Source organism: Chitinophaga arvensicola (assembly GCF_900110835.1).
GTDB classification, from domain to species: domain Bacteria; phylum Bacteroidota; class Bacteroidia; order Chitinophagales; family Chitinophagaceae; genus Chitinophaga; species Chitinophaga arvensicola.
Map to the genome: position 1 here is coordinate 2,176,077 of NZ_FOJG01000001.1, position 25,010 is coordinate 2,201,086.

16 protein-coding genes are annotated in these 25,010 nt (G+C 47.6%); 6 read left to right on the forward strand and 10 right to left on the reverse strand.

Annotated features, from left to right (window positions below; genetic code table 11):
* Nucleotides 1-37 precede the first annotated feature (37 nt).
* Together BMW79_RS09210 and BMW79_RS09215 are read right to left on the reverse strand one after the other, a co-directional pair.
* On the reverse strand, nt 38-568 hold the full coding sequence (locus BMW79_RS09210) for an SRPBCC family protein (RefSeq protein WP_218150294.1): 531 nt from the start codon (nt 566-568) through the stop codon (nt 38-40).
* A 136-nt stretch (nt 569-704) separates the two neighbouring features.
* Nucleotides 705-1,169 (reverse strand): pyrophosphohydrolase domain-containing protein, encoded by a 465-nt coding sequence (locus BMW79_RS09215; protein ID WP_089893519.1) that lies wholly within the window; start codon nt 1,167-1,169, stop codon nt 705-707.
* 114 nt (nt 1,170-1,283) lie between these two features.
* Here BMW79_RS09215 and BMW79_RS09220 point away from each other — a divergent pair, with 114 nt between their 5' ends.
* The 5 genes from BMW79_RS09220 to BMW79_RS09240 all read left to right on the forward strand — a co-directional run bounded on the left by BMW79_RS09220 (nt 1,284) and on the right by BMW79_RS09240 (nt 9,030).
* Nucleotides 1,284-1,832, forward strand: coding sequence for an RNA polymerase sigma-70 factor (locus tag BMW79_RS09220; protein ID WP_089893522.1), 549 nt, complete (start codon nt 1,284-1,286; stop codon nt 1,830-1,832).
* Between the two features lie 79 nt (nt 1,833-1,911).
* Nucleotides 1,912-3,090: a FecR family protein gene (locus BMW79_RS09225; protein WP_089893525.1), complete on the forward strand. Its 1,179-nt coding sequence runs from the start codon at nt 1,912-1,914 to the stop codon at nt 3,088-3,090.
* A gap of 154 nt (nt 3,091-3,244) precedes the next feature.
* A complete protein-coding gene (locus tag BMW79_RS09230) occupies nt 3,245-6,631 on the forward strand; it encodes a TonB-dependent receptor (protein WP_177192095.1) in 3,387 nt (1,128 codons plus the stop codon).
* A 10-nt stretch (nt 6,632-6,641) separates the two neighbouring features.
* The gene (locus tag BMW79_RS09235; protein WP_245752432.1) at nt 6,642-8,435 is read left to right on the forward strand and encodes a RagB/SusD family nutrient uptake outer membrane protein; all 1,794 of its coding nucleotides are present in this window, start codon (nt 6,642-6,644) and stop codon (nt 8,433-8,435) included.
* Nucleotides 8,436-8,682: 247 nt separating this feature from the next.
* Nucleotides 8,683-9,030, forward strand: coding sequence for a carboxymuconolactone decarboxylase family protein (locus BMW79_RS09240; RefSeq protein ID WP_089893533.1), 348 nt, complete (start codon nt 8,683-8,685; stop codon nt 9,028-9,030).
* An 11-nt stretch (nt 9,031-9,041) separates the two neighbouring features.
* Here BMW79_RS09240 and BMW79_RS09245 read toward each other — a convergent pair whose 3' ends face one another.
* From BMW79_RS09245 to BMW79_RS09280, 8 genes are all read right to left on the reverse strand, one after another.
* On the reverse strand, nt 9,042-9,611 hold the full coding sequence (locus BMW79_RS09245; RefSeq protein ID WP_089893536.1) for a hypothetical protein: 570 nt from the start codon (nt 9,609-9,611) through the stop codon (nt 9,042-9,044).
* Between the two features lie 81 nt (nt 9,612-9,692).
* The gene (locus BMW79_RS09250; protein WP_089893539.1) at nt 9,693-11,351 is read right to left on the reverse strand and encodes a sodium:solute symporter family protein; all 1,659 of its coding nucleotides are present in this window, start codon (nt 11,349-11,351) and stop codon (nt 9,693-9,695) included.
* A gap of 53 nt (nt 11,352-11,404) precedes the next feature.
* Nucleotides 11,405-13,969, reverse strand: coding sequence for a glycerophosphoryl diester phosphodiesterase (locus tag BMW79_RS09255; RefSeq protein WP_089893542.1), 2,565 nt, complete (start codon nt 13,967-13,969; stop codon nt 11,405-11,407).
* Nucleotides 13,970-13,989: 20 nt separating this feature from the next.
* The gene (locus BMW79_RS09260; RefSeq protein WP_089893545.1) at nt 13,990-16,266 is read right to left on the reverse strand and encodes an FAD-dependent oxidoreductase; all 2,277 of its coding nucleotides are present in this window, start codon (nt 16,264-16,266) and stop codon (nt 13,990-13,992) included.
* Nucleotide 16,267: 1 nt separating this feature from the next.
* Nucleotides 16,268-18,253 carry a glycoside hydrolase family 2 protein gene (locus BMW79_RS09265; RefSeq protein WP_177192096.1) on the reverse strand — a complete coding sequence of 662 codons (1,986 nt, stop codon included), beginning with the start codon at nt 18,251-18,253 and terminating at the stop codon, nt 16,268-16,270.
* A 2-nt stretch (nt 18,254-18,255) separates the two neighbouring features.
* Nucleotides 18,256-19,023 carry a sialate O-acetylesterase gene (locus BMW79_RS09270; RefSeq protein ID WP_177192097.1) on the reverse strand — a complete coding sequence of 256 codons (768 nt, stop codon included), beginning with the start codon at nt 19,021-19,023 and terminating at the stop codon, nt 18,256-18,258.
* A gap of 44 nt (nt 19,024-19,067) precedes the next feature.
* Nucleotides 19,068-20,564 (reverse strand): RagB/SusD family nutrient uptake outer membrane protein, encoded by a 1,497-nt coding sequence (locus BMW79_RS09275; protein ID WP_089893554.1) that lies wholly within the window; start codon nt 20,562-20,564, stop codon nt 19,068-19,070.
* A 12-nt stretch (nt 20,565-20,576) separates the two neighbouring features.
* A complete protein-coding gene (locus tag BMW79_RS09280; protein ID WP_089893557.1) occupies nt 20,577-23,612 on the reverse strand; it encodes a SusC/RagA family TonB-linked outer membrane protein in 3,036 nt (1,011 codons plus the stop codon).
* A gap of 215 nt (nt 23,613-23,827) precedes the next feature.
* On the opposite strand from BMW79_RS09280, the gene BMW79_RS09285 reads away from it, so the two are divergent.
* Nucleotides 23,828-24,982, forward strand: a complete 1,155-nt coding sequence (locus tag BMW79_RS09285) for a LacI family DNA-binding transcriptional regulator (protein ID WP_089893560.1) — start codon at nt 23,828-23,830, stop codon at nt 24,980-24,982.
* Nucleotides 24,983-25,010: the final 28 nt, after the last annotated feature.

Below are 25,010 nucleotides of genomic sequence, written 5' to 3' on the forward strand. Positions count from 1 at the left end.
CACAGGACCTGCCTTCCAGGTCCTGTGATCACTTATATCAGTGGTGTTCCGCCTGTGTCTTCAGGGCAGCCAGCCACTTGTCAAGCGATGTATCAAGTCCTTCCTGGAATTTATGCGACAGCAATGTCACCAGCCATCCTTCCATACTTTCTTCCACATCTACCCGGGTACTACCATCCGGCAAACCCGTAAAGTGCCAGTTGTGAATGGCAAATGCGCCGAAGGCAGGGCCAGACCAGCCAATAGCAGAGAAAGGTATGGCCGTATGTATCGTGGAACGGATATTTAAACCACCACTTTCCCAGGTAAAGGAATTTCCCGCCTCAAAGTTTCCGGTCAGCTTTGGATGTTTAATATCCTGTTGCCAGGTGGCCCATTGATTAACCCCGCTCATGATAGTCCATACTTTTTCCGGAGACGCATGTATGATTATCGATTTTCTTGTTTGAACCGGTGCCTCCAGATGAATATGGGTGGAGGGCGTATAACGGCTGAACAGTTCTAAACCGGCAACAGTGAGGCCGGCAACCAGTATAAGAGCAATGAAGGAGTAAAGCAGCTTTTTCATGATAATGTATTTTTATATACCAAAATTATCACGGGAAGCCTCCTTAAAATTGTAAGAAAACGAAAAACAAAGTTACATCACCAGTAGCAGATATACCATTCCGTATACCTGCTCCTGGTTTTTATCACAGGGAGATTTATAACAGCGGGTTCAATTGCGCTGCGGAATAATTCACCGATTTCAGCGTCTTGTTGTCCGACTTCCGGTATACCAGGTAAAGATCATCTACCTGTGTATAGTAGCACTCCGTATTGGCGGTAGTATTATAATGTGCAATGGTTTGTTCTGCTTCCTCCACCGACTTACAGGCTTTACTCATATTGGATCTGTGTACCTCGTTAAAAAGCGCGTTGAATTTCCCGCCAAGGCCAAATTCCAGGATGGCACCGGATAACACATATTGAAGATCACAAAGCGCATCTGCCACTTCCACCATATTGTTGCCGGCAATGGCTTCTTTCAGTTCGTTTAATTCCTCCTGGATCAGGGATACGCGTAAATCGCATCTTTGCTGACTGGGAATGACAGGGCTGGGTTCAATAGGATGCCTGAATGTACTATGAAATTCGGCAACACTGCTCAGGGCTTTTACGTCTTCCATGATTGAATTTGATTTATAAGGTACGAAATACCTAAAGTAAGTATTATTTAGTATTTTAGTCCCGGTACCGCTATTCAAATCTCTGTGTTTATACAAACTGACGAAATAACGTTGATGGAAAGGATGTCTAAGGATGACCGGAAAGCATTCGAGACCGTCTATAACCGTTATTTTGTGCAGGTATATCATCTCTCCATGAAATTTGTGGCAGACAGGGAAGCGGCAGAAGATATCACTTTAGAGACTTTTGTAAAATTGTGGGACAGGCGTAGTGCCATGGAGAGCGATTCCAAAATAGGGCCGTATCTCTGCACCATTGCCAGGAATGCTTGTCTGAATTACCTGCGCGACCGCCAACGGATGACTGCCAGGCATCAGGAGCTGGCATTGCTGGAATCCAATAATCAACTCAGCTTTGAAGCTTTTGCAGATCCGGAATCCGAAATCTATCGCCGGCTGTACCTGGAAATAGAGCAACTGCCAGGGAAAAGCGCCGCCGTTATAAAGTTTAGTCTCCAGGGAATGAAAAATGAAGAAATCGCACGCCAGCTGAATATAAATGAAAAAACAGTCAGGAATCTGAAAACAGCAGCCATTAAGCAACTCCGACTCACCTTATTAAAGGTGGATTTTATGCTTTTGCTGGTCTTGCTTTCCAGGTAAAAAAATATTTCAAAAAATCTCGGGACATTTTTGCGGGTCCGGTGTTTATATAGTGAAGTGAACAAAAAATCCCATGTAGATGTCTCTGCCACTGGAAAGAATTGTCATATTAGTCCTTAAGCATCTTCACGGTGAATTGAATGCGGAAGAGCAACTGGAATTGGAACAATGGATGTCTGCATCGCCTGAAAACAGTGCGATGGTGGAAGCTTTTTTTGATGAAGAGAACGTACAGCGTCAGCTGCAACAGCTAACAGAAGTGGATACCAGGATCTGGAATAAGCTGGAAGTCCACACCGGCGCCAGGGTAAAACCAATTATTCCTTACCACCGTTATTTGCTCTATGCTGCCTGTATCAGTGCATTCCTGATGACATTGGCCGCACTGATAAAATTCAATACACATCCATCTTTGCCGGTAGCCACCACTACCCGGCCGGTCATGGATATAGCAGCACCCGACAGCACCAGGGCATTTATTACACTGGGCAATGGCAAAAAACTGTACCTCGATAGCGTAAGAAATGGTACTTCCCTATTACCCGGCAACCAGCTGGGACAGAAATTGAGCGGAAGTAGTATTTCCTATCACGGCAGTGTTACCAACGCAGCTCCGGAACTGAACACCATCACAGTTCCCAAAGGAAGCAAACCACTGCTCATATCCCTGCCCGACGGCTCCAGCCTGTTGCTCAATGTAGCTTCTACCGCTTCATTCTATGTTCCGTTTCCCCCTAATGAAAGAGTGGTGCAGGTATCGGGTGAAGCTTATTTCGATGTAGCCAGAAACGCACAGCAACCATTTATTGTAAAGAGTAAAGACCAGGTAATTAAAGTACTGGGCACCGCATTTAATATAAATTCCTACAACGATGAAGCAACAATTAAAACAACCCTCGTGGAAGGGAAATTACAGGTCAGCCAGGTAAAATCAAATGCCAGCAGACTGTTGTCAGCCGGCCAGCAGCTAACATTAAATACAGCCGGGGATTTTCAGCTGAATACCGATGCCGATACCGATGAAGCTACCGCCTGGAAACAAAATATTTTCCAGTTTAAGCAAACAGAGTTACACATCATCATGCGGCAACTATCAAGATGGTATAATGTAGATATAGTATACACAGGAACAATGAAAGAACGCTTTTTTACCGCCACCTTTTCCAGGGATAAAAGTCTGACTGCCGTTCTTAAAATTATGGAGCTGAACGGAATCAACTGTAGCCTCCATAACAGGACCATTACGATTATGCAATAGAACAGATTACAGCTTACGAAACTCAACCAAGATGAATCGGTCCAACCACCATGGGCCATTATTAACATGCCTAAATCTCAAATTTATGATTCATTTGTATTCCTATTACCAACGGGGATTCAAGCCTTATTTTCTATCAAAAAAGCTGTTGTGCATGAAGCTGACAGCACTTGTTTTTCTGACCATATGCCTGCAACTGTCGGCCAAAACACAAGGACAAAATGTAAGCGTCAACGTAAAAAATACACCGCTGGAAAAAGTACTGAATACTTTCCGGAAACAAAGCGGGTACGACTTCTGGTTCGATAGCCAGCTGTTATCCAAAGGAAATAATGTTAATCTCTCTTTACAGAATATGCCGGTGGAAAAGGCGTTGGACGCCTGTTTCGCAGGTCAGCCTTTTGAATACGAGGTAGTGGATAAAACAATTATCATCCGCGAGAAAAAAGTAGTGCGTGAGAAGGCCACGCCGCTGCCTGTTGATTTTACCATTACCGGGAAAATTACAGATGCCGGCGGTATTCCACTGGTAGGCGCTACGGTGGTATTGAAAGGCAGCAACAAAGGCACCGCTGCCGATGCTGCCGGTCATTTTTCCCTGCATATTCCTGATAATACCGGTGTGCTGGTAATCACCTTTATTGGTTATGAAACCATGGAAATACCTGTGCCCAGGTCCGGGAAACTGGAGGTGGTGCTGCAGTTAAAAGATAAAAAAATAGATGAGATAGTAGTAGTGGGCTACGGCAGCCAAAAGAAAGCCAATCTGACCAGCGCCGTGAACACCGTGAAAATGGATGACATTGCGGCCAACAGACCTACCAGCACCACTGGTACGCTGCTTCAGGGAATTGTACCTGGCTTGCAGATCACTTCCGGCACCGGGGAACCAGGCGGCGGATTTACGTTTAATATCCGTGGTACCACCAGTATCAATGGTGGTGGTCCATTGATTTTGGTAGACAATATCCCGTTCAACGGCCCTATGAACATGATCAATCCCAACGATATTGAAACGGTTACTGTTTTGAAAGATGCCGGCGCAGCAGCTATTTATGGCGCACGCGCAGCCTTTGGCGTCATTCTCATTACTTCAAAAAAAGGAGCAAAGAACGGTAAGATTAAATTCGACTACAGTAATAACTTCACTTTTTCCACTCCCAGTTCTATTCCAAAGAAAGCCAGTCCGCTGGCTACCGTACAGGCTTACAAAGACATGGGCTATGGCGCTTACTGGACCGGTCAGAACGTGGATAAATGGCTGCAGTTCCTGAACGACTACAACGCAGATCCTTCCAAATATCCGCAGGGTTATACCATGGACGCCGGACTAAGATACCAGCTCGCCGAATCAGATGTGATCGGGCAGTTGTTCGACCGCTCCGGTAAACAACAGATGCACGACCTGGCTATCAGTGGCGGGTCCGACAAAACCGCTTACCGCATCTCCCTGGGTACCGTTAATGAAGATGGTATCATGGTTACCAATGCTGATTCCTATAAACGGTACAACCTCAAATCCTACTTCAGCGCCGATGTGACGAAATGGCTTACCACACAACTGGATGTTGGTTATTACAGCTCTACCAAATCAGATCCTAACAGCAGCTGGTTGTGGAACACCGCCAGTAACAGCCCTTCCTATGTACCACTGGCCGATACCATGACGATCAACGGAATACTGTATCCTACCGGTACGCCTAAAAACCTGTTGCTGAATGCTGTGCCTACAAAAGATCGTCTAAATGACATCAGGCTGTTGGGTAAAGTCATTGCAAAACCCGTGAAAGACCTGACGATTACGGGAGAATACCTTTATGATAATCTCCGCGAAATCTACACCAGTTATAACAAATCATTCGACTACGCCGATATCTCCGAGTTCGTGAGGAAAACCACGGTACCGGTGAATAATGCAGCGTATTATAATTTTAACCAGATGGATGAGCGGCGTACCATGAATATCTACGCCAACTATCTCCGGTCCTTTGGTAAGCACAATTTCACCCTGATGGCGGGTTACAACCAGGATCAGTTTCACCGGGAAAGTATTAATGTGAATAAAACACAGATGATCTCGGCAGATCTGCCTTCTATCTCCACCGCCGTAGGCGATCTGACAGCCGGTGATGCCTTTTCTGAATGGAGCGTAATGGGCTTCTTCGGCCGCCTGAACTACGACTACAAAGGCAAATACCTCTTTGAAATAAATGGCCGCGCAGATGGTTCTTCCAAGTTCCCCGAGAACCACCGCTGGGGCTATTTCCCCTCAGCTTCTGTGGGATGGCGCGTATCAGAAGAAAACTTTATGCAACGGCTCAAACCCGTGTTGTCGGAATTAAAGCTGCGTGCTTCTTACGGAGAAGTAGGGAACCAGGATATTGATCCCTATAAATTTATGGACGCTATGAGTCCCTATCTCACCGGATGGCTGGCAAACAGTACCAGGCCTACCACGCTCACTGCACCCGGATTGGTAAGCCCTAATTTTACCTGGGAAACCGTGCGCACCCTGAACCTCGGAATGAATACCGAATTGTTTGCAAATCGCCTCAGCGTATCGGTCGACTGGTACAGAAGGCAGACCCTGAACATGCTCACCAGCGCCATTCAGCTGCCCGCTGTACTCGGCACCGGCGCACCATTGCAAAATGCTGCCAATCTGCAATCGCAGGGATATGAAATTGTGATCGGCTGGAAAGACAAAATCGGTGACCTCGAATACCAGATCTCCGGTAACCTGTACGACTTCCGCTCAAAGATCACCAAGTTCGATAACAACAAAGCAGGATCACTCAGCACCTATTACGTAGGAAGTGATTTCAATGAAATATGGGGCTACACTACAGACCGGTTGTACCAGTCGTCTGATTTCAACAATGGCGTGATCAAAGGTGGTATTCCGGGTCAGATCAGAAACGGTTCCAGCATTGTAACACCCAATCCCGGTGATGTATTGTATAAAGACAGAGATGGCAACGGCGTTATTTCCAACGGGCAGAATACGCTGGCTGATCACGGCGATCTGTCGATCATCGGCAACAACCGGCTGGCCCTGCAATATGGCATCAACGGCGCTGTAGGATATAAAAACTGGAGCTTCTCTTTTGTATTGGCAGGTGTGGGCAAACGCGACCTGTGGTTAAGCAATAACCTGACGTTCCCCTACAACTATGAGTTTGGTACCATCTACGCGAATCAACTGGATTACTGGACGCCCAATAATCCGGACGCACACTTTGCGAGAATTTATGCCAAAGCTGCGGGTAATTCAGCTGTGAATAAACTGGTGCAGTCCAGGTACCTGACCAACGCCGCTTACCTGCGGGTGAAAAGTATTGGCCTGAGCTATGGCCTGCCACGGGAATTATTGCAGAAAGCCGGTTTCAGCAGGCTCCAGGTGTTCTTTAGTGGAGAAAATCTTTTCACATTCAGTAAGTTCCCAAAAGGCCTTGATCCTACCTCTACTGCCGACAAGGGTTATGGCATCAGTTATCCGATGATGAGGATGTTCTCTTTTGGTCTTAACGCTTCCTTCTAATTTCTTCAACATGAATACGATGAAACTAAAAATATTCCCACTGTTCTTTATCCTGCTCGTTTCTGCCTGTAACAAGGATTACCTGACAAAGCTGCCGTTGGATAAAATGACAGAAGCCACCTCCTTTAAAACGGCCGATAACTTTAAAACTTATATGCAGGGTTGCTATGAGTATTTCCCTTACTATAATGTGGATGTGCCCTCCGGAGAATATAATTCTGATAACATGGTCAATGGCTACAATGTATCAAATAAATCTCCCTATGCTTTCCAGCAGAAAATTATACCTACTGCTACCAGTAATTCCGGATGGGATTTCAGCTTTGTAAGAAGAGTGAATATCATGCTGGACAACGTGGACCAGTCGGCCATGAGCCAGGCCGATAAAGATCACTGGCGTAGTGTGGGTTATTTCTTCCGGGCCTTACAGTACTATGATCTGATAGCGATGTTTGGAGATGTACCCTGGATAGAACACAAGGTGACTGATACCAGCACCAGTATCCTCTATGGGCCAAGAACGCCACGTGACCAGGTAGCAAAGAATATGCTGGATAACCTGGTATGGGCGGAACAACATATCAAACCGGAAGGCGATGGCGCCAACACCGTGAATGTACATGTGGTAAGGGCATTATTATCCCGCTTCGGATTGTTTGAAGGTACCTGGCGCAGGTATCATCAACTGGATGATGCCGCCACCTATCTCAACGCCTGTAAAACCTATTCTGAAAAATTGCTGGCGTCCTTTCCAGCGGTGATGAGCAGCTACGATGATGTGTATAACTCAGAGGAACTGGTAGGCAAGCCGGGTATTATCCTGGCGCGGCAGTATATAAAAGGGCAGACAGGGCAAAGCGCTACCCGCTATGTACGCACGTCTTCCTGGGGCTCCGATCTCTCCAAAGATGCAGTGGATGCTTACCTGTGCGCTGATGGAAAACCTGTTTCCACTACTGCTACCGGCTACGCTGATTCTACCATGAATGCTGAGTTCCGTCAGCGCGACCGCCGCCTGTATTACACTGTACTGCCTCCGTATAAAGTGATCGCTTCCGGGCAGGTATTGAATTTCACCCGTACCAATGTGCCTTCGGATAATGAGTTTATTGATTTTATGGCCACGTTACCCGGCAATGATGCTACCCGTAAGCGTTTACCGGTAGTCAACTGGGCAGGTTATATCCTTTACCGTGCGCCGCATTTTCTCAATGATAAAACCAGCGGCTCCCAGGGATTTATGAATACTTCTACCGGCTACTATTATTACAAACCTTATAATACCTTCTCCGATGTGAGTACGGTAGGTGTGTCTACTACAGATTACCCCGTGTACCGTACCGAAGAAGTGATGTTGAATTATGCAGAAGTGATGTGGGAGCTCGGTGCCTTTAACCAGGGTATTGCGGACCTTACCATTAACAAATTAAGACCCCGTGCCGGGCTGCCAAATATGGTGGTGGCCAATATCAACGGCGCCTTTGATACCCGCCGCGATCCGGCCGTAGATCCCGTATTGTGGGAAATAAGAAGGGAGCGCAGGGTAGAACTCATGGGCGATGGTTTCCGCTTCAATGACCTGAAACGCTGGGGCAAAGGAGAATACTTCAACAAACAGCTGCTGGGTACCAAAGTAAAGGTATCAGATTATGGCGCCGGCACACCTATTACCCTGAACAGCAATGGCCAGGTGGTGTTCTACCCGGTACCGGTGGGCTGGCTGAATTATTATTACCTGGAACCTGTGCCGGTGGAACAGATCCAGCTGAATCCAAACCTGGCGCAGACGCCGGGCTGGAAGTAAATTTATTGCTGCACCCATTCCGGAGTTGAACGCCGGAGTGGGTGTTTTTTTATGCCCCGGCCGTTCACCAGGTAGAGCCTAGCCGTAGTTAAGCCCTATCTAAAATATAGTTCGGCGCCTTATAACCCATACCTGTAAGATAGCTGTTATCTATGTGTACCCCCCATGTTGACTAAGATAAAAAGAGGATATTTTATTATCTTGTTATAGTGTTAAACACGATTATATACCCTCCAATTCCCATGTTATGAGTGATTATCAAAGCCCGAAAGACCGCGCCTATACGGAAGCGCTGCTGACCTCTGCCCGTAAGGAATCCGCCGCATTTATGAACTTAAAGCACACCGCAGAAAGGAACGACGGTGCTATTCCGGTGAAATACCGGGAACTGATGTCTGTTGCCGTGGCGCTTACCACGCAATGTGCCTACTGTATTGAATCACATATTGAAAATGCCGTGAAGGCCGGTGCCACTAAAGAAGAAATTGCAGAAACCGTATTTATTACGGCAGCACTCCGTGCAGGCGGCGCCGTAGGAAACGGGTTGATGGCGATGCGTCTTTTTGATGAAGCCAGTGAGCGGAAAGGAGTATAGTTGCCGGCATGCTAAAGGGAAGCATCCAGGTTATAGAAGTCTTCCAGTTGCCTGAAACGGATCTTCGATGTATCCAGTGGATTTGTATATCCATATTCTTCAAATGTGGCAGCCCTTACGTTGCGTGGATGCTTGATGATATCCTGCACAATCAGTGCAGATGCGGGATAGGGAATCATTTTAATGGCAGCGGAAACGGGGAACCATTTGCAGCTGGAATCGCGTAACGCATGCCCGTCTTTATACCCTTTAAATTTCACTACAAAATATGGTCGTATGAACGTGCGGTACCTGTTCGGGAAAATATAGGTGAAAAGTCCTCCCATCCGGAAAGAAGAATAAATAAAGCCCAGCTCTGCGGCTACCTGGTCGAGATGTGTTTTTATAGAAACCGGTCCGTCGAGCGTACCTATGCTGGGCACTTCAAAGGCTTTCCTGTTTGAGTCGAATGAGAGCAGTATTTCCTGTTTATCATTCAGGACGATAATTTTGGGAAATACCTGGCTGATACTGTCTGCCTTCGTCTGAGCGTAGGCGGGGAGGAGGAAGAGCAGCAGCCACAGGGTACCAAGGTAACGCATGAGGGATACATTTTCTCTAATATAGGAATTATTTTCATGGGTATGAATCGTATAGCGGAAGGAGTATAAGGCATGATGAATTTATTGATAGGTACTGGCAGAACGGAACAAAGGCAATGAACAGAGCGCAATAACAAGCCCGGTGAAAAAGGCTACCATCCCACCTGTTGCCACCAGTCCAAGTATCGCGATACCCACGCCCACCACCGCGATGGCAGAGGCGATTACCCGCATCCCAAAGATATTCTGGGCCCTGGCATCCTGGTCCTGTGCAATGGTATTGGTGTTGTTTGCCGGCAAAGGTTGTAACAGTTCTGGCGCAGCCTCTTTTTTGGCAACGAAGTAATACACTTCCCAGCACAGCAGCACCAATAACGGGATACCCACACCCACCGCAGTTTCCCAGGTACGATTCAGTTTATGCCCGAGCAGGTCGCTGGCGAAAAACTTTAGCGCAAGACTGATCACCAATCCGCATAAAGAAGCGCTGATCACAGAGGTGGCCGTCTGACGCCTCGAATACAAGGTCCAGATAATAGGGGCAAACAAAGCGCCACCGGCTATAGAGGCCGTGCTTAATACCATTTCCACAATGCCGCCGATCATAGGTACCATCATGGCAATTACGATGGTGATGGCGCCAAACAGCACAGTGAAGAAACGGGCGGCACGCACCAGCGTTTTCTCCGACGCCTTTGGATTAAATGCTTTTTTATACACATCATGCGCAAATACCACTGCCATAATATTGATGGTGGTATTGGCCTTGCTGGCACTGGCGGAGATCATACCCGATAAAACAAGCCCGATCAGTCCCGCCGGCAACACCTGCTGACACAGCATCATGTAAGCCCCTTCCGGTTGCAGTCCCGTAAGCGAAGGATTGATCACCCGGTACAGCATTGGCGGCAGCATCCAGATAAAAGGACTTACCAGGTAAAGTGCGGTGAACAACCAGGCTACTTTTTTTGAATTGCGTTCATTGGAAACACTGGTATACCGTTGTACATAGGCCCAGTTGCCGCCAATATACACCGTTTGATACGCCAGGAATGCCAGGAAAAACCCAAAGGAATATTCTGAATTGAAAAAGTTGAAAAAGTCATCAGGCGCTTTGTCTACAAATGTATGCACCCCACCGGCTTCTTTCAGTGCCATGGGAATAACAATCATGACTGCGGCGGTAAGGATGACAAATTGTACCACATCTGTCACCAATACTGCCCACAAACCACCAGCGGAAGTATACAGAACAATAATACCACCAATGATCAGGATACAGGTATTCAGCGAAAGTGGCGTTGCCACACTCACCATTTTTCCCACCGGGTACAGCACAGATGCCGTGGTGAAAAGGCCATGCAACATAATCAGGAAAGTGTAGAATTTCTGTGTGCCGGTTCCCAGTCTTTTGCTGATATACTCCGCAGCAGTAACGCTGCCCGTACGCTTCCATTTGGCGGCAATAAACAGGGCTACCAACATGCCACCGAATACCATGGTGAGTTGTATGCCATTGGCCACAAAACCGTTTTTATAAGCAATAGAGCCCCACACCACAAAGGTGCCGGCAGAAAAATAACTGATGAACAGGGAAATACTATTGATCCACCAGGGAGTAGCGCCACCGGCTTCAAAAAATGCAGATGAATTTTTGCTGCCTATGCGGGTAAACATCATGCCGATGCCAAGGACCAATATGGCAAAAACTCCCATTACGATAAAATCCAGGTGCGCCATTCGAACGATTTAGATTGTAGTTTAATAAATAAGCAGGTAAGATGCAAGCATCGTTAGTGTAGCATCAATACCTTTATGCCATAGCTATCCAGCGCTATGTCCAGGTTGCTGGCGGCATTCCGCTGTTTGTTGGTAACAAGGTCTGTGATGGTATGTGCGGTTGTAGCTTTATCAAGGTTCAGGTTGAGTTGACCCTGTATCGGTTCACCGGTATCATTGAGCAGTATCACGAACATTTTTTTATTGTCCGTACCCCGCGCCAGTATATATTCTATGTTGGGATTGTTGCAGGTAACCACGCCTTGCTGATTCACCAGGCTGGCTTCATGTCCGTAGATGTGACCGGGTGTAAAACCGTAGGATTCATGCGGGCCTACTTTGGGCGTAATAAATCCCCTGGCAAAAGTAACCTGGTTACCGGAACGCAATTGTGCTTCTGATAAGAGGTAATCGGTAATCCATCCGATCTGCCACCAGGCATGATGTGGATAAGGACCTGCGCCTTTGTTCATGGTACTCCAGTAGTAGGAGGCCACACTGGTTTTGGCATCTACAAATGCATCCCTTCCGATAGCGGCAGCTCTGGCCATTTCAATGAAGAGGCTGTCGCCTGTAAGCTGGAACATGCGTACAAACATACCGGCATGACTGCAAAGCATAATAGGTCCTGCTCCATTTGCGGAACCGATAATGCCACCATGCTCAAAGCTAAGCCCTGCCTGTGAAATCTGCCAGTCTTTGCGTGCAATGCCATTCACCTGTTTTATTTTCTCCGAAGGTACCGGCTGTGTATAAATGGAAGTCAGGTACATCCTGGCAGTGCGGATCGCTGCTTCCTGGTATTTTTTATCATGCGTGAGGTCATACAGGTCCAGTAAGGCCTGAGCTGATTGCGCGGTAGCGAAATCCGGCGCATAACGGGCATCTCCGCATACGCCGATGAAGTGTCCTTTATCCACCGCGTTTTGAATGAACCAGTCGGCGCCGCGTTTTGCAGCTGTTAAATACTTTTCATCTTTCAATATCCGGTAGGCTACCATCAGTCCGTAGAAGGTAGGCCGCAGGTCTTTGATATCGGTAAAAAGCGGCTGCTGTGTATGCCTGTCGTAGGCTACTTCCCAGCTGCCATCTGGCTTCTGCCAGTTCAGTAACAGCGATGCGCCGAGGGCCAGTCTTTTTTTCAGTGTGTCGTTGCCCGGTTCAAATAACAATATGTTGCCGATGTCGAGCATCACGTAGTAGGTAAGACTTACCGGTTCTACGAAGTCGCCCCATTCTTCCCTGAATGCTTTACTTTTCGAGAGATAATATTGTCCCATGGCTGCTCCCTGGAAAAAACCGGGCGCCGTTTGCTGTTGTGCCAGTTTAAAGTTTAACGCCAGCGGCAGCACGCTATCCTGCAGGTATTTATCACCACTGGTATTAGCCAGCATCCACATAGCGCCATAGTCTGCATTTTTAATGGCATCCCGGTTGGAACCAATCACACCGCCAAGGTAAGATTGTCCGCCTATGGTAAGGCCGTTGTATTGTTCACTGTTCCATAAAGAAGTCTTCGGGTCGCAGAGGTAATGATGCATTTGTTCTACCCTGCTGGTGAGCGACTGTGTATTTTTCCGTAAAGCGAGTGTTTTTTTAAAATCATACACATCATTTACCGCATGGGTGAGCAGGTGATACCATTCTCCTTTGTTAAAGCTGTAACGGAAGCCGTAGTCGATCTGATCGCCTTGTTTTTTCTGTGAGGAAGGTTCGCCCAGCACGGGATAATAAACAGTGGGTGAAAGGCGGGATTTTCTGTTCTGATGCGACAGGGCCAGTTGCCAGGTCTGATGGGTGATCCGGTCATCGGCCCAGGGATCCCGGCCGAGGCCCGGATCGGGTATTACGGCAAAAGAGATGTTCTCTTTTGTGGTGATGATGGGGCAGAAGGAGCTGGCGCAGCGTTCGCGGTACAGTACCGGTAATTCAGGTACACCCTGGCCATATGCATAGCTGAGTACCATATTTTTGGCGATCTCTTTGCCCTGGAAATAACCGGGCATCACTGCCCAGGCCATATCCTGTTTATCCACTGTGATCGCCGAAGGACTAGAGAGTGAGTAGTAGCCGTCTTTTTTACATTGCAGCTGCATATGTACCCGTACATCGCCTGCATATTCCCCGTCCAGTTTCCAGGTGGCAGTTATATCTGCGAGGGGAGAATGACAGGTAAAAACAACTTCCGTTGGCGATACCTGCCTGGCGGTGGTGGGATAGAAATAAAATGCCTGACCGGCCGTATTTAACGCTACCGGAGTAGAAGCCTGTTTCCACGCGTTGATCTGGTAATGATACACCGTGTCCGGCCATGTTGTTCCGGTGATGGTGCTAAAGCGCATCGCTGCACTGTCGGCCGGTTTCTCTGCGGCATACAGCAATGTATACTCACCGGAAGGCTTTGCCACCTGCTGCCATTGCCGGCCGCTGAAAAAGCGCAGGTCGTTTATTTTCCATCCTTCCTTTGTTTGCAGCCATTGTATGCGTAGTTGCCTGTTGGCAAGTGTGATGGTCTGTGCTTTTATCATTACGGAGAAAAGCAGCTGGAAACAAAGAATAATCAGGCAGATTTTTTTCATAACGCTTCGTTGATGTCGCTTTATGCAAAGCAACGTATTTCAAAAATTGCAGCCGGTGTATTAGTAGAAGGGTGCGCTGTTTTGATCGTAAGACAGGAAGTAATCACTGTCTCCGGAAAGTCAATTTCATTCCTCGTCTGGTAATTTCCTTTTTTCTCATATACCTTATTTCCTTTGTCGTCAAAGATGGCATAGTCCCTTACACAGAGTGGCATCACATTTTCCGGATGCTGCATCAGTACAGATTCCATCGGATGATCAAAATCTGTATCAAAAGAAAAGATCAGTTTTTTAAGCTGCTGTGGTGTTGTCCAGGCAAGCGTAAGCGATGGTTCCGGATCGTTCAGGTCCGCTACCCAGGCGTTAGGCTGCGTGGTAGGTCTCGCCAAACCATTGCGGATATTGGCGGGGCCGAATGATTGCAAAGGTTGTTCCAACCGCAGGGCGATATTTTGTCCGGCAGGTCTGCGTTGTGCGCACCAGAACTCAAAGCTGTCGATACCAATACCATCGGGCGCCACTTGTTTGCCATAGTTGGAAACAGCAGGATTAATCGTATTGAAAACAGAGAGGATACCCGTGATCCTTTTATCTGAACGGCTCACTTTTACCAACGGATTTTTGTGCAGCAGGATAAACACATATTGTGTGTCATCAATGGCGGCATCGGTTGTTAACGGTATACAGTTCTTACCGGGTTGAAGAGCGAATTCAAAAGTAGCGATCGTTGTATCGGGCGTATAACTACCGGTGCGTGAGCAGGTTCTTATTTCCGCCTGCAGTGTGGTGGGTACATCGCTGTAAGCATGCAAACTGAAGGACGGGAGTTTACCGGCATTCACCGGTATCATCTGCGCCACGGCAATATCGAGAGGTTGCGGTGCAGTATCTTCTTCCAGTGAAGCTAATACCAGTTCACTGCTGGCAGTAATAGCGGCTTGCTGCACCAGGTCCTGTTCATCTTTTGAAAGAACGCCGGGAATATGTTGCCCGCTGCGTGTCAGTAATTGTTGCAGCGTGGAGATTTGTCCGTTTTCATAAAGTGCCGCCGGCTTACATCCAAGTTGGGTGCAGAGTACGGCGGCCATTCCCGATGCCTGTGATACATAGGCACTGGTGGCCATTACACGGGAAGAGCCAAAGGCCACATGGGAAGCGCTGATGATACGCCCGGCTAAAAACAGGTTATCGATATTCCTGGAATAGAGGCAGCGGAAAGGGATCTGGTAAATACCCTTGCTATGCCATTGTGTGCAGCCAGGCTGTGCGGAATAAATACCATCGGAAGGATGCAGGTCGAGGCTCCAGCCACCAAAGGCCACGGCGTCGTCGTGTGTGCGTTGTTCAATGACATCCTGTTGTTTCAATATATAGCTTCCTTCAAACCGGCGGCTTTCTCTTTTGCCGGGAATCATGCCTACCCATTCCAGCGTGAGGGTATCAGCTTCCGGGAAATTACCGGAGTTCTTGATATGGTTCCATACGCCGTATACGATTTTCCAGAGTTCCCATTTTATTTTCTCGGTGTCGTGTACAGTATCCATGCGGCCACCGTATTCGATCCACCATAGTTTACAACCATATTCCTGCGAATTGAAGCTGCGGAATTTTGGTATCTGGGTAATATCCATGAGTGCAAAGGAAGGCGGTACAAAACGTACGGACTTGCCCGTGTCTTTGGTATAAAAGTAAAGCGAGTGGCCCAGCAGTTCACCATAAGCGACGGTGGGCGCAAACAGCTCATTAAATTCTTCCGTAGGTTCTGCGCCCATTCTGAAGGCAGCACCGGCCAGGAAACCCACTACACCGTCGCCGGACGCATCACAGAACAGGGGCGCCTTTAAATGGTATTCGGTCTGATTCTGGCTGCAATAGGCTTTTAAAGAAGTGATGCTGTTGTGTTGTTTCTCTGCCTCATATACCGTGGTGTTCAGCAGTAAGGTGATGTTGTGTTCTGCTATCACCTTGTCCAGCAATATGGAGTCCAGTATAACCGGGTTGCCTTCCGGGTTTCTATACATGTTCTCTACCAGGATTTCATCTATTACACCACCTTCCCGCGCCCACCGGTTGTTATTGCCCATATGGGAGGTGGCGCCAAGGATCCATAAACGTATTTCACTGCTGGCATTACCGCCCAGTACACTTCTGTCTTGTACCAGTACTACTTTCAGTCCCTGCCGGGCGGCGGTTATTGCGCAGCAGATGCCGGATAAACCGCCACCCGTGACAATCAGTCCGGCGGTTAGTTCAATATGTGGAAAGGAACGTTTTTCTATACTTTCTGATCTGATCATACTAATTAAGGGTTTTTTCCAGGATAACAAAACCGCCTGGCTTAACCAGTGCCACATCTGCAGCACCGCCGGCGAGGTCTATATCAAGCACCTGGCTGTCGCCGGGATGCAGGGTTTGTAATGGTATGTAATGGCCGTTGTATTTTATCCGGTAATCTTTCATGGTGTAAGCCGGGAAATCTTTCCGGGCAGTAACACGGATGCTGGCGCGGCCATCTTTTTTATTTAACAGTTCAATGGTAGCAGGTGCAAATTCTTCCTGCCATACGGTGTACATGCCTCTCGGCGTTCTGTCGGGTGCTATCAGGCCCCATGGGCGATAGCCATTGGGATTGGTGCCGGGAAAGCGGCTGAAATAATCGTTGAAGGTCCAGATGGAAGCGCCAATCAGGTAATCGCATTGCCTGAAATCCTGCATCGCTTTTTTGAGATAATTTATCCGGTCTTTTTCCGAAGCCACATCGTCTGTTCTGATACCAAATTCGCTCACATATACCGGTTTGTTGGGATAGAGCGTATGGATATGCTGCAGCACTTTTAAATGGTTCCAGTAAATATTTGCACTGACAAAATCAACATAATGAGAAGCTTCATCTTCCGGTTTCCGGAGATTTTCATTTCCCAGCAACATGCTGGCGAAGGTCACCAGGCGGGAATCATCGAGTGATTTTACATAGCTGCCCATATCGCGCACCCAGGATTTACCTGATTCCGTGTTCGACAGAAATTCATTACCTACGCTGTACGCAAACACGCTGGGATGGTTCCAGTCGCGTTCCATCATTTCCCGCATCTGTGAACGGAATTTGCTGCGCATCAGGGTATCATCCATTTGTTTGGTGGTCATTTGCCAGTTGCCTGCTTCAAGGATGAGGAGCATCCCGTTTTTATCAGCCCAGTCGAGCAGGGCTTCTGATACGGGATAATGACTGATGCGGGAAAGTTCCATGCCACCGCTTTTGATCATCACAAGATCTTTTTCCAATGCTTCCTGCGGGTCCATGGAGCCGTAGCCGGGATAGTCGAGTGGCCGGTTGCAGCCGCCCATTTTCAATGGTTCGCCGTTTAACAAAAGGCGGGTGCCGCTTACTTCAATTTTCCGGATGCCAAAGGTAGTTGCAATGGTGTCTTTGCCGGAAGTAATGTTAGCGCTGTACAATGCTGGTGCATCCGGGCTCCAGAGAGTAACCTCTGATGCCGGGAGCGTGCCGGTCAGTTCCACGGGAACAATGCTGCCCGGTTCCACCTTTACGGATTGTGGTTTGAAACGGATATTGGTTTTAGTACCATTACGATAAATAGTGGCATTCACGGCAGATGTAGCGGCCACGGCGCCATTGTTGCGGATAAATGCTTTTATCCGGATGCTGGCATCTCCCTTCACAAGATCAGGAGTAGCTATGATTTTAGTGTTGCTGATATAGGTGGCAGGCCTGGTGATCAGATGTACCGGCCTGGTAATACCGCCGTAGTTGATCCAGGGATATAACAGGCCCTGGTTGGAAGAAGAATTGGGCCCGGCAGTTTTGGCGCCGGGGATGGTGGTGGTATCCCAGGTGTTATCTACTTGCAATGCCAGGGTATTATTGCTTTTCAGCAAAGTGGTCACATCAAATTCAAATGGCGTATAGCCGCCCTCGTGAGTACCCAGTAATACACCGTTCAGCCATACTTTTGATTTGTAGAAAACGGCATCAAACTTCAGGAATACGTGGTTGTCGCCAGGATTGGCCGCAGCGAACTGTTTAACATACCAGGCGGTACCCGTGTAAAAGAAGTACCGGGGATCTGTGGAAAAACAATGCGGCACTTTTACTTTATCAAAATAGCGTGTAGAAAAAGCGGTGTCTTGCCAATGCTCTTTTTCTCCTACTTTCACCGGGTCTGTGGCAAACTTCCATTCACTGTTCAAGCTGTTATCAGTGCGGTGTTGTCCAAGGACTAAGCATGGAAGCGCCAGTAATAAACAGAATAGTGTTCCTTTCATTTTCATTTTTTTTCTTTAAGTGCAACCTGTTTTGCAACTGTAGCTCCTATATTATTTAATGCAGTTTGATTGTAGTGGATCTCATCTTTCATCCAGCCTTTTTCACTAAACTGGTTCGTTTCCCGGTACACGATGTACACCTTTTTCACTTTCCCGGCTACTCTTTCCTGTGCTTTGCGTACCGCATCAAAACCTGTTGTTGGATGATGAAGATAATAGCCGGTCTGGATGATGTAAAAGTTTAGCTGCTGACCGAGTGCTGCCCTGAATTGCCGGATCAGTAAAATGAGTTGTGCTTCGTATTCTTCCGGGGATAGCTGCTGCGCGTTGATCGCATTGGCATCCCGTTCTCCCTGGCTCCATATAATGCCGGTTACCGGTATCCCTGTTTTGAGAGTGGCAGCTTTGGTTTTCTTCACTGCGTTATCAAATAAAAGCAATCGTCCCCGGTTGTCCCAGCTACCATAATTACTTGATTCTGCTTTATAGTGGCAGGAGCTGCCGCCTCTTGCAGCCTGCACAACAATCACTTCACTTCCTGTGAGGTTGTGGTAGGTGTTTGCGAAAGATGGCCACGCGCTACCGGTGTATGCTTGTTCAAACTGTAATTCCTGTTGTCCTGCCGGGTCTTTGAGCGCTAACAGCGTATCTCCTGAGAAGCGGTATTCAAAGGCGGTACCGGTTGCGCAATGTATCGATGTGGTGCTGTCGCCCTGGCCAACAGCATTGCTCTGGCCGGCAACCAGGAACAACGTTTTATGTTGTGCCATCGCGGATGGTAAGATAAGAAAACAAATAAAAGTGAGGAGGCTTCTCATTTCCATTCAGGATTTTGTTCCAGTTTCTGATTTGCATTGATTTCATCCAGCGGAATCGGGAAATAGCGGTTCTTTGGCTGAGGCGTCCGGGTCGGAAATACGTCGTTCACCGCTTTGGGAATTACCTGTAAGAAGGTATTTGTGCGGGTGAGGTCGTACCAGCGGTCACCTTCTGCAAACAGTTCCCAGCTGCGTTCCTGCAATACGGAATCAACGAATGCTGCTTTGCCCAGTCCGGCGGTGAGATCGGGAATACCTGCCCTTTTTCTTATGGTGTTGATATAACCATAAGCTTCGTCAGTCGGACTATTCTGCTGGGCAGACGCTTCAGCCGCAATCAGGTAAATATCGGCGAGGCGAAGAATGGGAATATTAATAGCGCCGCTTGCACCTATTGCATTGGCGTCCATATATTTTTTTACCAGTACACCACGTTGGGTAATGGGCGTGATATCTTTCTGATGCACCACTTGTCCCAGCTTGTTAATATAAAAAGTATCCAGCAACAGGCGTCTGCGGTCGGCCGGGTTGAAGGAGTCGAAGAACGACTGGTACGCAAATGCGGAGCCATAAGTAGTAGGCGCATATTGCGGCGCATCACTGTTTTTGGGACCATATAAACTGATGATCTGTGTAGAGAATCCGGGCGAAGTAGCTTCACATTCAAAAGCCCACATGTTCTCTTGTCGTGCTGCATCTTCTTTGGCTACGTTGTAAACATCCAGCACGTCTGTCATCAGGCTGTATTTGCCTGAGCCGATTACCAGTTTTGCTTTACTCAGTGCAGTGGGCCAGTCTTGTGCATAGAGGGCTGTTTTTGCATAGAGTGCGATCGCCACTTCTTTTGAAGGGCGGCCTTTCTGGATGCTGGCCGAGTAGGACGGCAGTTTGGCAATGGCTTGTTCCAGGTCCAGGTAGATCTGTTTAAAAACATCCGCCTGCATGGTTTTGCCAATGATAGCGGTATCGATGCTGGTGCTGGGTGTCGTTTTTACAACGATATCCCGGAAGTTCTTGGTCAGCGTCCAGAAATAGAAGGCGCGCATGTAGTAGGCTTCCCCGAGAATAACACTTCTCCTGGTGGTATCCATACTGGTTTGCGGCACGCGCAACAATACCCAGTTTGCTTTTTCAATGCCTGAGTAGCAGGATTGCCATATCTGTTGCGGCGATTCATTCTGCCTGCTGAAACTTTTCTGCGTGGTGTAGTTGGGATCGTAGCTGAACAGCGTATAGGTATCCCTGCCTACCACGGGACGTGGATAGGTTTGATCCGCACTGAAATCTGATGCACCGGTAGCGGCAGTCAGGTATAGATTCACCATCGGGCCGTAAACTGCTGTCAGTGCAGCTTCTGCATCTGATGCTGTTTTATAGAAGTTCTCCGTGAAAATAGAGGAATAAGGGTTTTCTGTAAGCTTGTTGCAGGATGTATGCACAAGTAACAGTAATAAACCACTGAGCAGGTATTGTATGTTCTTCTTTGTTTGCATATACATCATTTTTTAGAGTCCAACCTGTAAGCCGATGAGGAAAGATCTTGCCATGGGATACACGAGGTTATCGACCCCGATCAGCGTATTGGAACCGCCGAAGGAATTTACTTCCGGATCGTAACCGCTGTATTTCGTGATGGTGAAAAGATTGTTGCCGCTGATATAAAGCCTGGCGTTGGTGATATATTTAATGGTGGGCAGTTTATAGCCAAGGGTGATATTTTTCATCCGGATATAGGAGCCGTCTTCTACAAAGCGGTCAGATATCGGAATTCTGCCACCCTGGAATCCGCTTGCATATTCATTATTGGGGTTGGTAGGCGACCATCTGTCTTTCACACCTTCTACTACGTTTCTTCCTCCCAGGCCATTTTCAAAAGTATAGCGGCTCAGGTTAAAGATCTTGTTTCCCTGTACACCGGAAAGAAAGAAGGACAGGTCGAAACGGCCGTAGTTGAAATTGGAAGAGAAGCCAAAGATAAACGAAGGATTCGCGTTGCCGGTGATCGTCTGATCTGCGCCGGTGATCTGTTTGTCGTTATCCAGGTCGGCTACTTTTACACCGCCGGTTCTGCTGCCACTTCCTGGCAACACGGTTTCGCCGGTTTGATAAATACCGTTGAATACATAGGTTTTGAAAATGCCTAACGGTTGTCCTACCCGGAGAACGCTGTATGGACTCAGCACATATTCATTGGTGCCGCCTTCCAGGCTTAAGAGTTCATTGCGGTTTACCGATACATTTGCATTCACGTTCCATTTCAATTTTCCGGTCAGCAGTTTGGCATCAGCGGCAATTTCTATCCCTTTGTTGCGGATACTGGCAAAGTTGCCGGTGATGGCGCTATAGCCGGACGATAACGGCAGATTTTTCACGAACAACAGGTCTTTTGTTTTCTTGTCGTAGTAATCTACTACGATGGTGAGCCTGTCGTGGAGTAACCCGATATCAAGACCGGCATTGGCCTGGATAGATTTTTCCCAGCGCAGGTCAGCATTGGGAATGCCTGTAGGACTGATACCAATGGTATAGATGTGATTGAACTGGTAGTTGCTGCCTGAGCCTTCCAGAGCGAGCGACTGGTACGGCGCGATGGCGCCGGCGTTTCCGGTGCGGCCGTAGCTGGCTCTTAATTTCAGGTCACTGAATACCTGGCTGTTTTTCAGGAAGGGTTCTTCAATAATTCTCCAGGCGCCGGCGATGGCAGGAAAGAAGCCCCATTTATGCTTTTCACCGAACTTGGAAGCACCGTCGTAACGGGCGGTGATATCCAGGAAATATTTATTGGCGTAACCGTAGTTGATACGGCCCATGTAAGAATTGAGGGCTTCCCTGGTGCGGTTGCTGCTCACTGTTCTGTTGACTGCCAGCTGAACGGCTTCGTTGCCGGTGGCATCATTCGGAAAGCCATTTGCATTAATGATGTTATCATTATACATATTGCTTTGAATGGCATACACACCTGTGAATTTGAGCGAATGATTGCCAAAAGTACGGTTGTAGGTCAGGATACTTTCGTGCAGCCAGGCCGTGGTATTGATGTTGCCTTTTGAAGCCGTACCGGAATTCGCATTTACTTCTGCCTTTCCAAGAATATAGATAGGAGAGTAATAGTCGTTCAGGGTATTACCTATATCCGCATTAAAGGAAGCACGATAACTTAATCCGTTCACGATTTTAGCGTCCGCATATACGTTGGCGAGTGTCCGTTTAATGGTATTACGGTTAAGGATATTGGCCAGTCCGAGTGGGTTGGTACTTTCCCTGTAACGGCCGTTGAACTGATCAGGGAACGGATAAATAGTACCATCCGGTCTGTAAGGCACCAGGGTAGGAGGTGCGCCGAGTGTGGCGCCTATGATGGTCTGGGTTACCAGCGGCCCGTCGATGGAGCTAACGCCCGTCGGGATATTGTTATTGATCGTATAGCTGCTGACAATACTGGTACCTACTTTAAAACGGTTGCTGATGTTATGATCGAGCGTAGCGCGGAGAGAATAGCGCTTGAAATCCGAAGAAATAATAATACCTTCCTGATTGAAGAAGTTGCCGGATAAAGAGAACTGTGTTTTCTCCGAACCACCGCTAACGGATGCCTGGTAGTTTTGTATGTTCGCTTTACGGTAAATAACATCCTGCCAGTTGGTACCTTTCCCGAGAGAAGCAGGATCGGTATATACGGGTGAATTGTAGATGTCATTTTCCAGCTTTGCAAACTGTGAGGCATCGAGCATGGATAATTCTTTGGTAATGTTTTGTATGCCACGGTAAACGTCCAGTTGTACGCGGGTAACGCCGCTTTTTCCGCGTTTGGTACTGATCAGTACCACGCCGTTGGCGCCTCTGGCACCATAAATGGCGGTGGAAGAAGCATCCTTTAGAATTTCCACGGATTCAATGTCATTCGGATTGATCGTAGATAAAGGGCTTACATCATTTACACCACCGCTGTTGGTGATCTGGATACCATCAATAATATAAAGCGGTTCAGAGGAACCGTTGATGGAGTTGGTACCACGTATACGCACGCTGATGTTACCTCCCGGCGCCGCGCTGTTTTGCGTGATTTGTACACCGGGTACCCTGGCTGCGAGGCCCTGGGCAATATTGGTCACCGGTGTTTGCGTAATGTCTGCCGCTTTAACAGAGGAAATAGAGCCTGTAGATGCGGCTTTGCGTTGTGTGCCATAGCCAACTACTACTACGTCGTTTAGTTTACTGATATCCGGTTTCAGGGATATAGCCAGGTAAGATTGTCCGCGAACTTCCATCGTGGTACTTTCATATCCCTGGAAGGAAACGGTGATGATGGCATTGTTGGGAACATCTTTCAATGTAAACATGCCATTGGTGCTGGTGACTGTCCCTTTTGAAGTACCTTTTACGGCCACAGTGGCGCCGGGTAATAGTTGCCCGTTTTCACCCACCACCTTTCCGAAGAGCGATGGGACAACGGTTTGTGCATTTACCGGCAGTGCAAAAAGGGAAAAAAGGACAAGCAGCACGAAACCCGGTAATTTAAACAAGGGGCTTGTTTTTTTCATAACGTAGCGTCTTTAGCTTTTGTAAAACATTAATCATAAGTGGTTCGCAATGTTATAGAAGAATATCAAAGAATGAAAGTATTGCGGGCGTTTTAGGGAACGGAATCTACCGGGAACGATACCGCAAACGATACCGATAGCAATAACCGGCGACAGGGAATTCAAAAAAGAGGGCTTTATTTTAGTAAGATCAATTTTAAAATAGTTTTGTTTTCATGATAAAATGTATCCGGTGCAGCCACGTGCACGCGATCACAAAATCCGGTATTGTAAGGGGAAAACAGCGCTACTATTGTAAGGATTGTAATATCTATTTCACCCTTCCCGGGGAAACGGAGGCGGAGATCCCACAGCTTAAAAAGCATATGACCACTATCGTGGATATTGCAAAGGCGTTGAATATCTCCAAGTCTACCGTATCCAGAGCCTTGCATGAACATGGGGATATCAACCCGCAGACAAGAGCCGCTGTACTGGAAATGGCCAGGCAGCTGGACTACCAGCCCAATTTGCTCGCTCAGAGCCTGGTGAAAAGCAAAAGCAACACGATTGGTATTATTGTCCCTGAGTTCCTGACCTATTTTTTTCCTACTATTATTATGGGGGCACAACAGGTGGCTGAACAGGCTGGTTATAATGTGATCATCTGTCAATCGCAGGAATCTTATAAAACAGAAGTGGCCAATGCCAACGTACTACTGGCAAACCGGGTGGATGGGGTATTGATTTCCATGACCAAGGAAACAAAGAAGTTTGATCACTTCAAGGCATTTGAACGGCATGGTATCCCGGTGGTTTTCTTTAACCGCATCTGTGATGAAATGGATACGTCGAGGGTACTGGTAAATGATTATGAGGGCGCGCTGAAGGCAGTGGAACATCTCATCAAAAACGGCTATCGCAATATTGCGCATATCGGAGGGCCGCCTGCGTTACTCATCACACATAACCGGTTAAACGGCTACCGGGATGCATTGGAAAAGCATAAGCTGCCTTTTAAAAAAGAGCTGGTGGTGCATTGTGATCTCTCAAAAAAAGACGCTATCCATTGTGCAGAAAAGCTATTGAATTTAAAACATAAACCGGATGCTGTTTTTTGTGTGAATGATCCGGTGGCTATTCAACTGATGCTGGTCGCTAAAAAGAGAAAAATAGACATCCCATCTGAACTTGGTATTGTGGGTTTCAGTAATGATCCTATTTCAGAAGTGATAGAACCGGCATTGACAACGGTGCAGCAACCGGTGGCAGATATCGGGCGTTCAGCGGCAGGTATATTACTGGAGGTAATAAAAAAGGGGGGTGATGGTGTGCCGGTGCATCAGTCGCTGAAAACAACGTTGATCGTACGGGAATCTTCCGGAAGATAAAAAAGGATTAAACGAAGAAAGCGCCTGT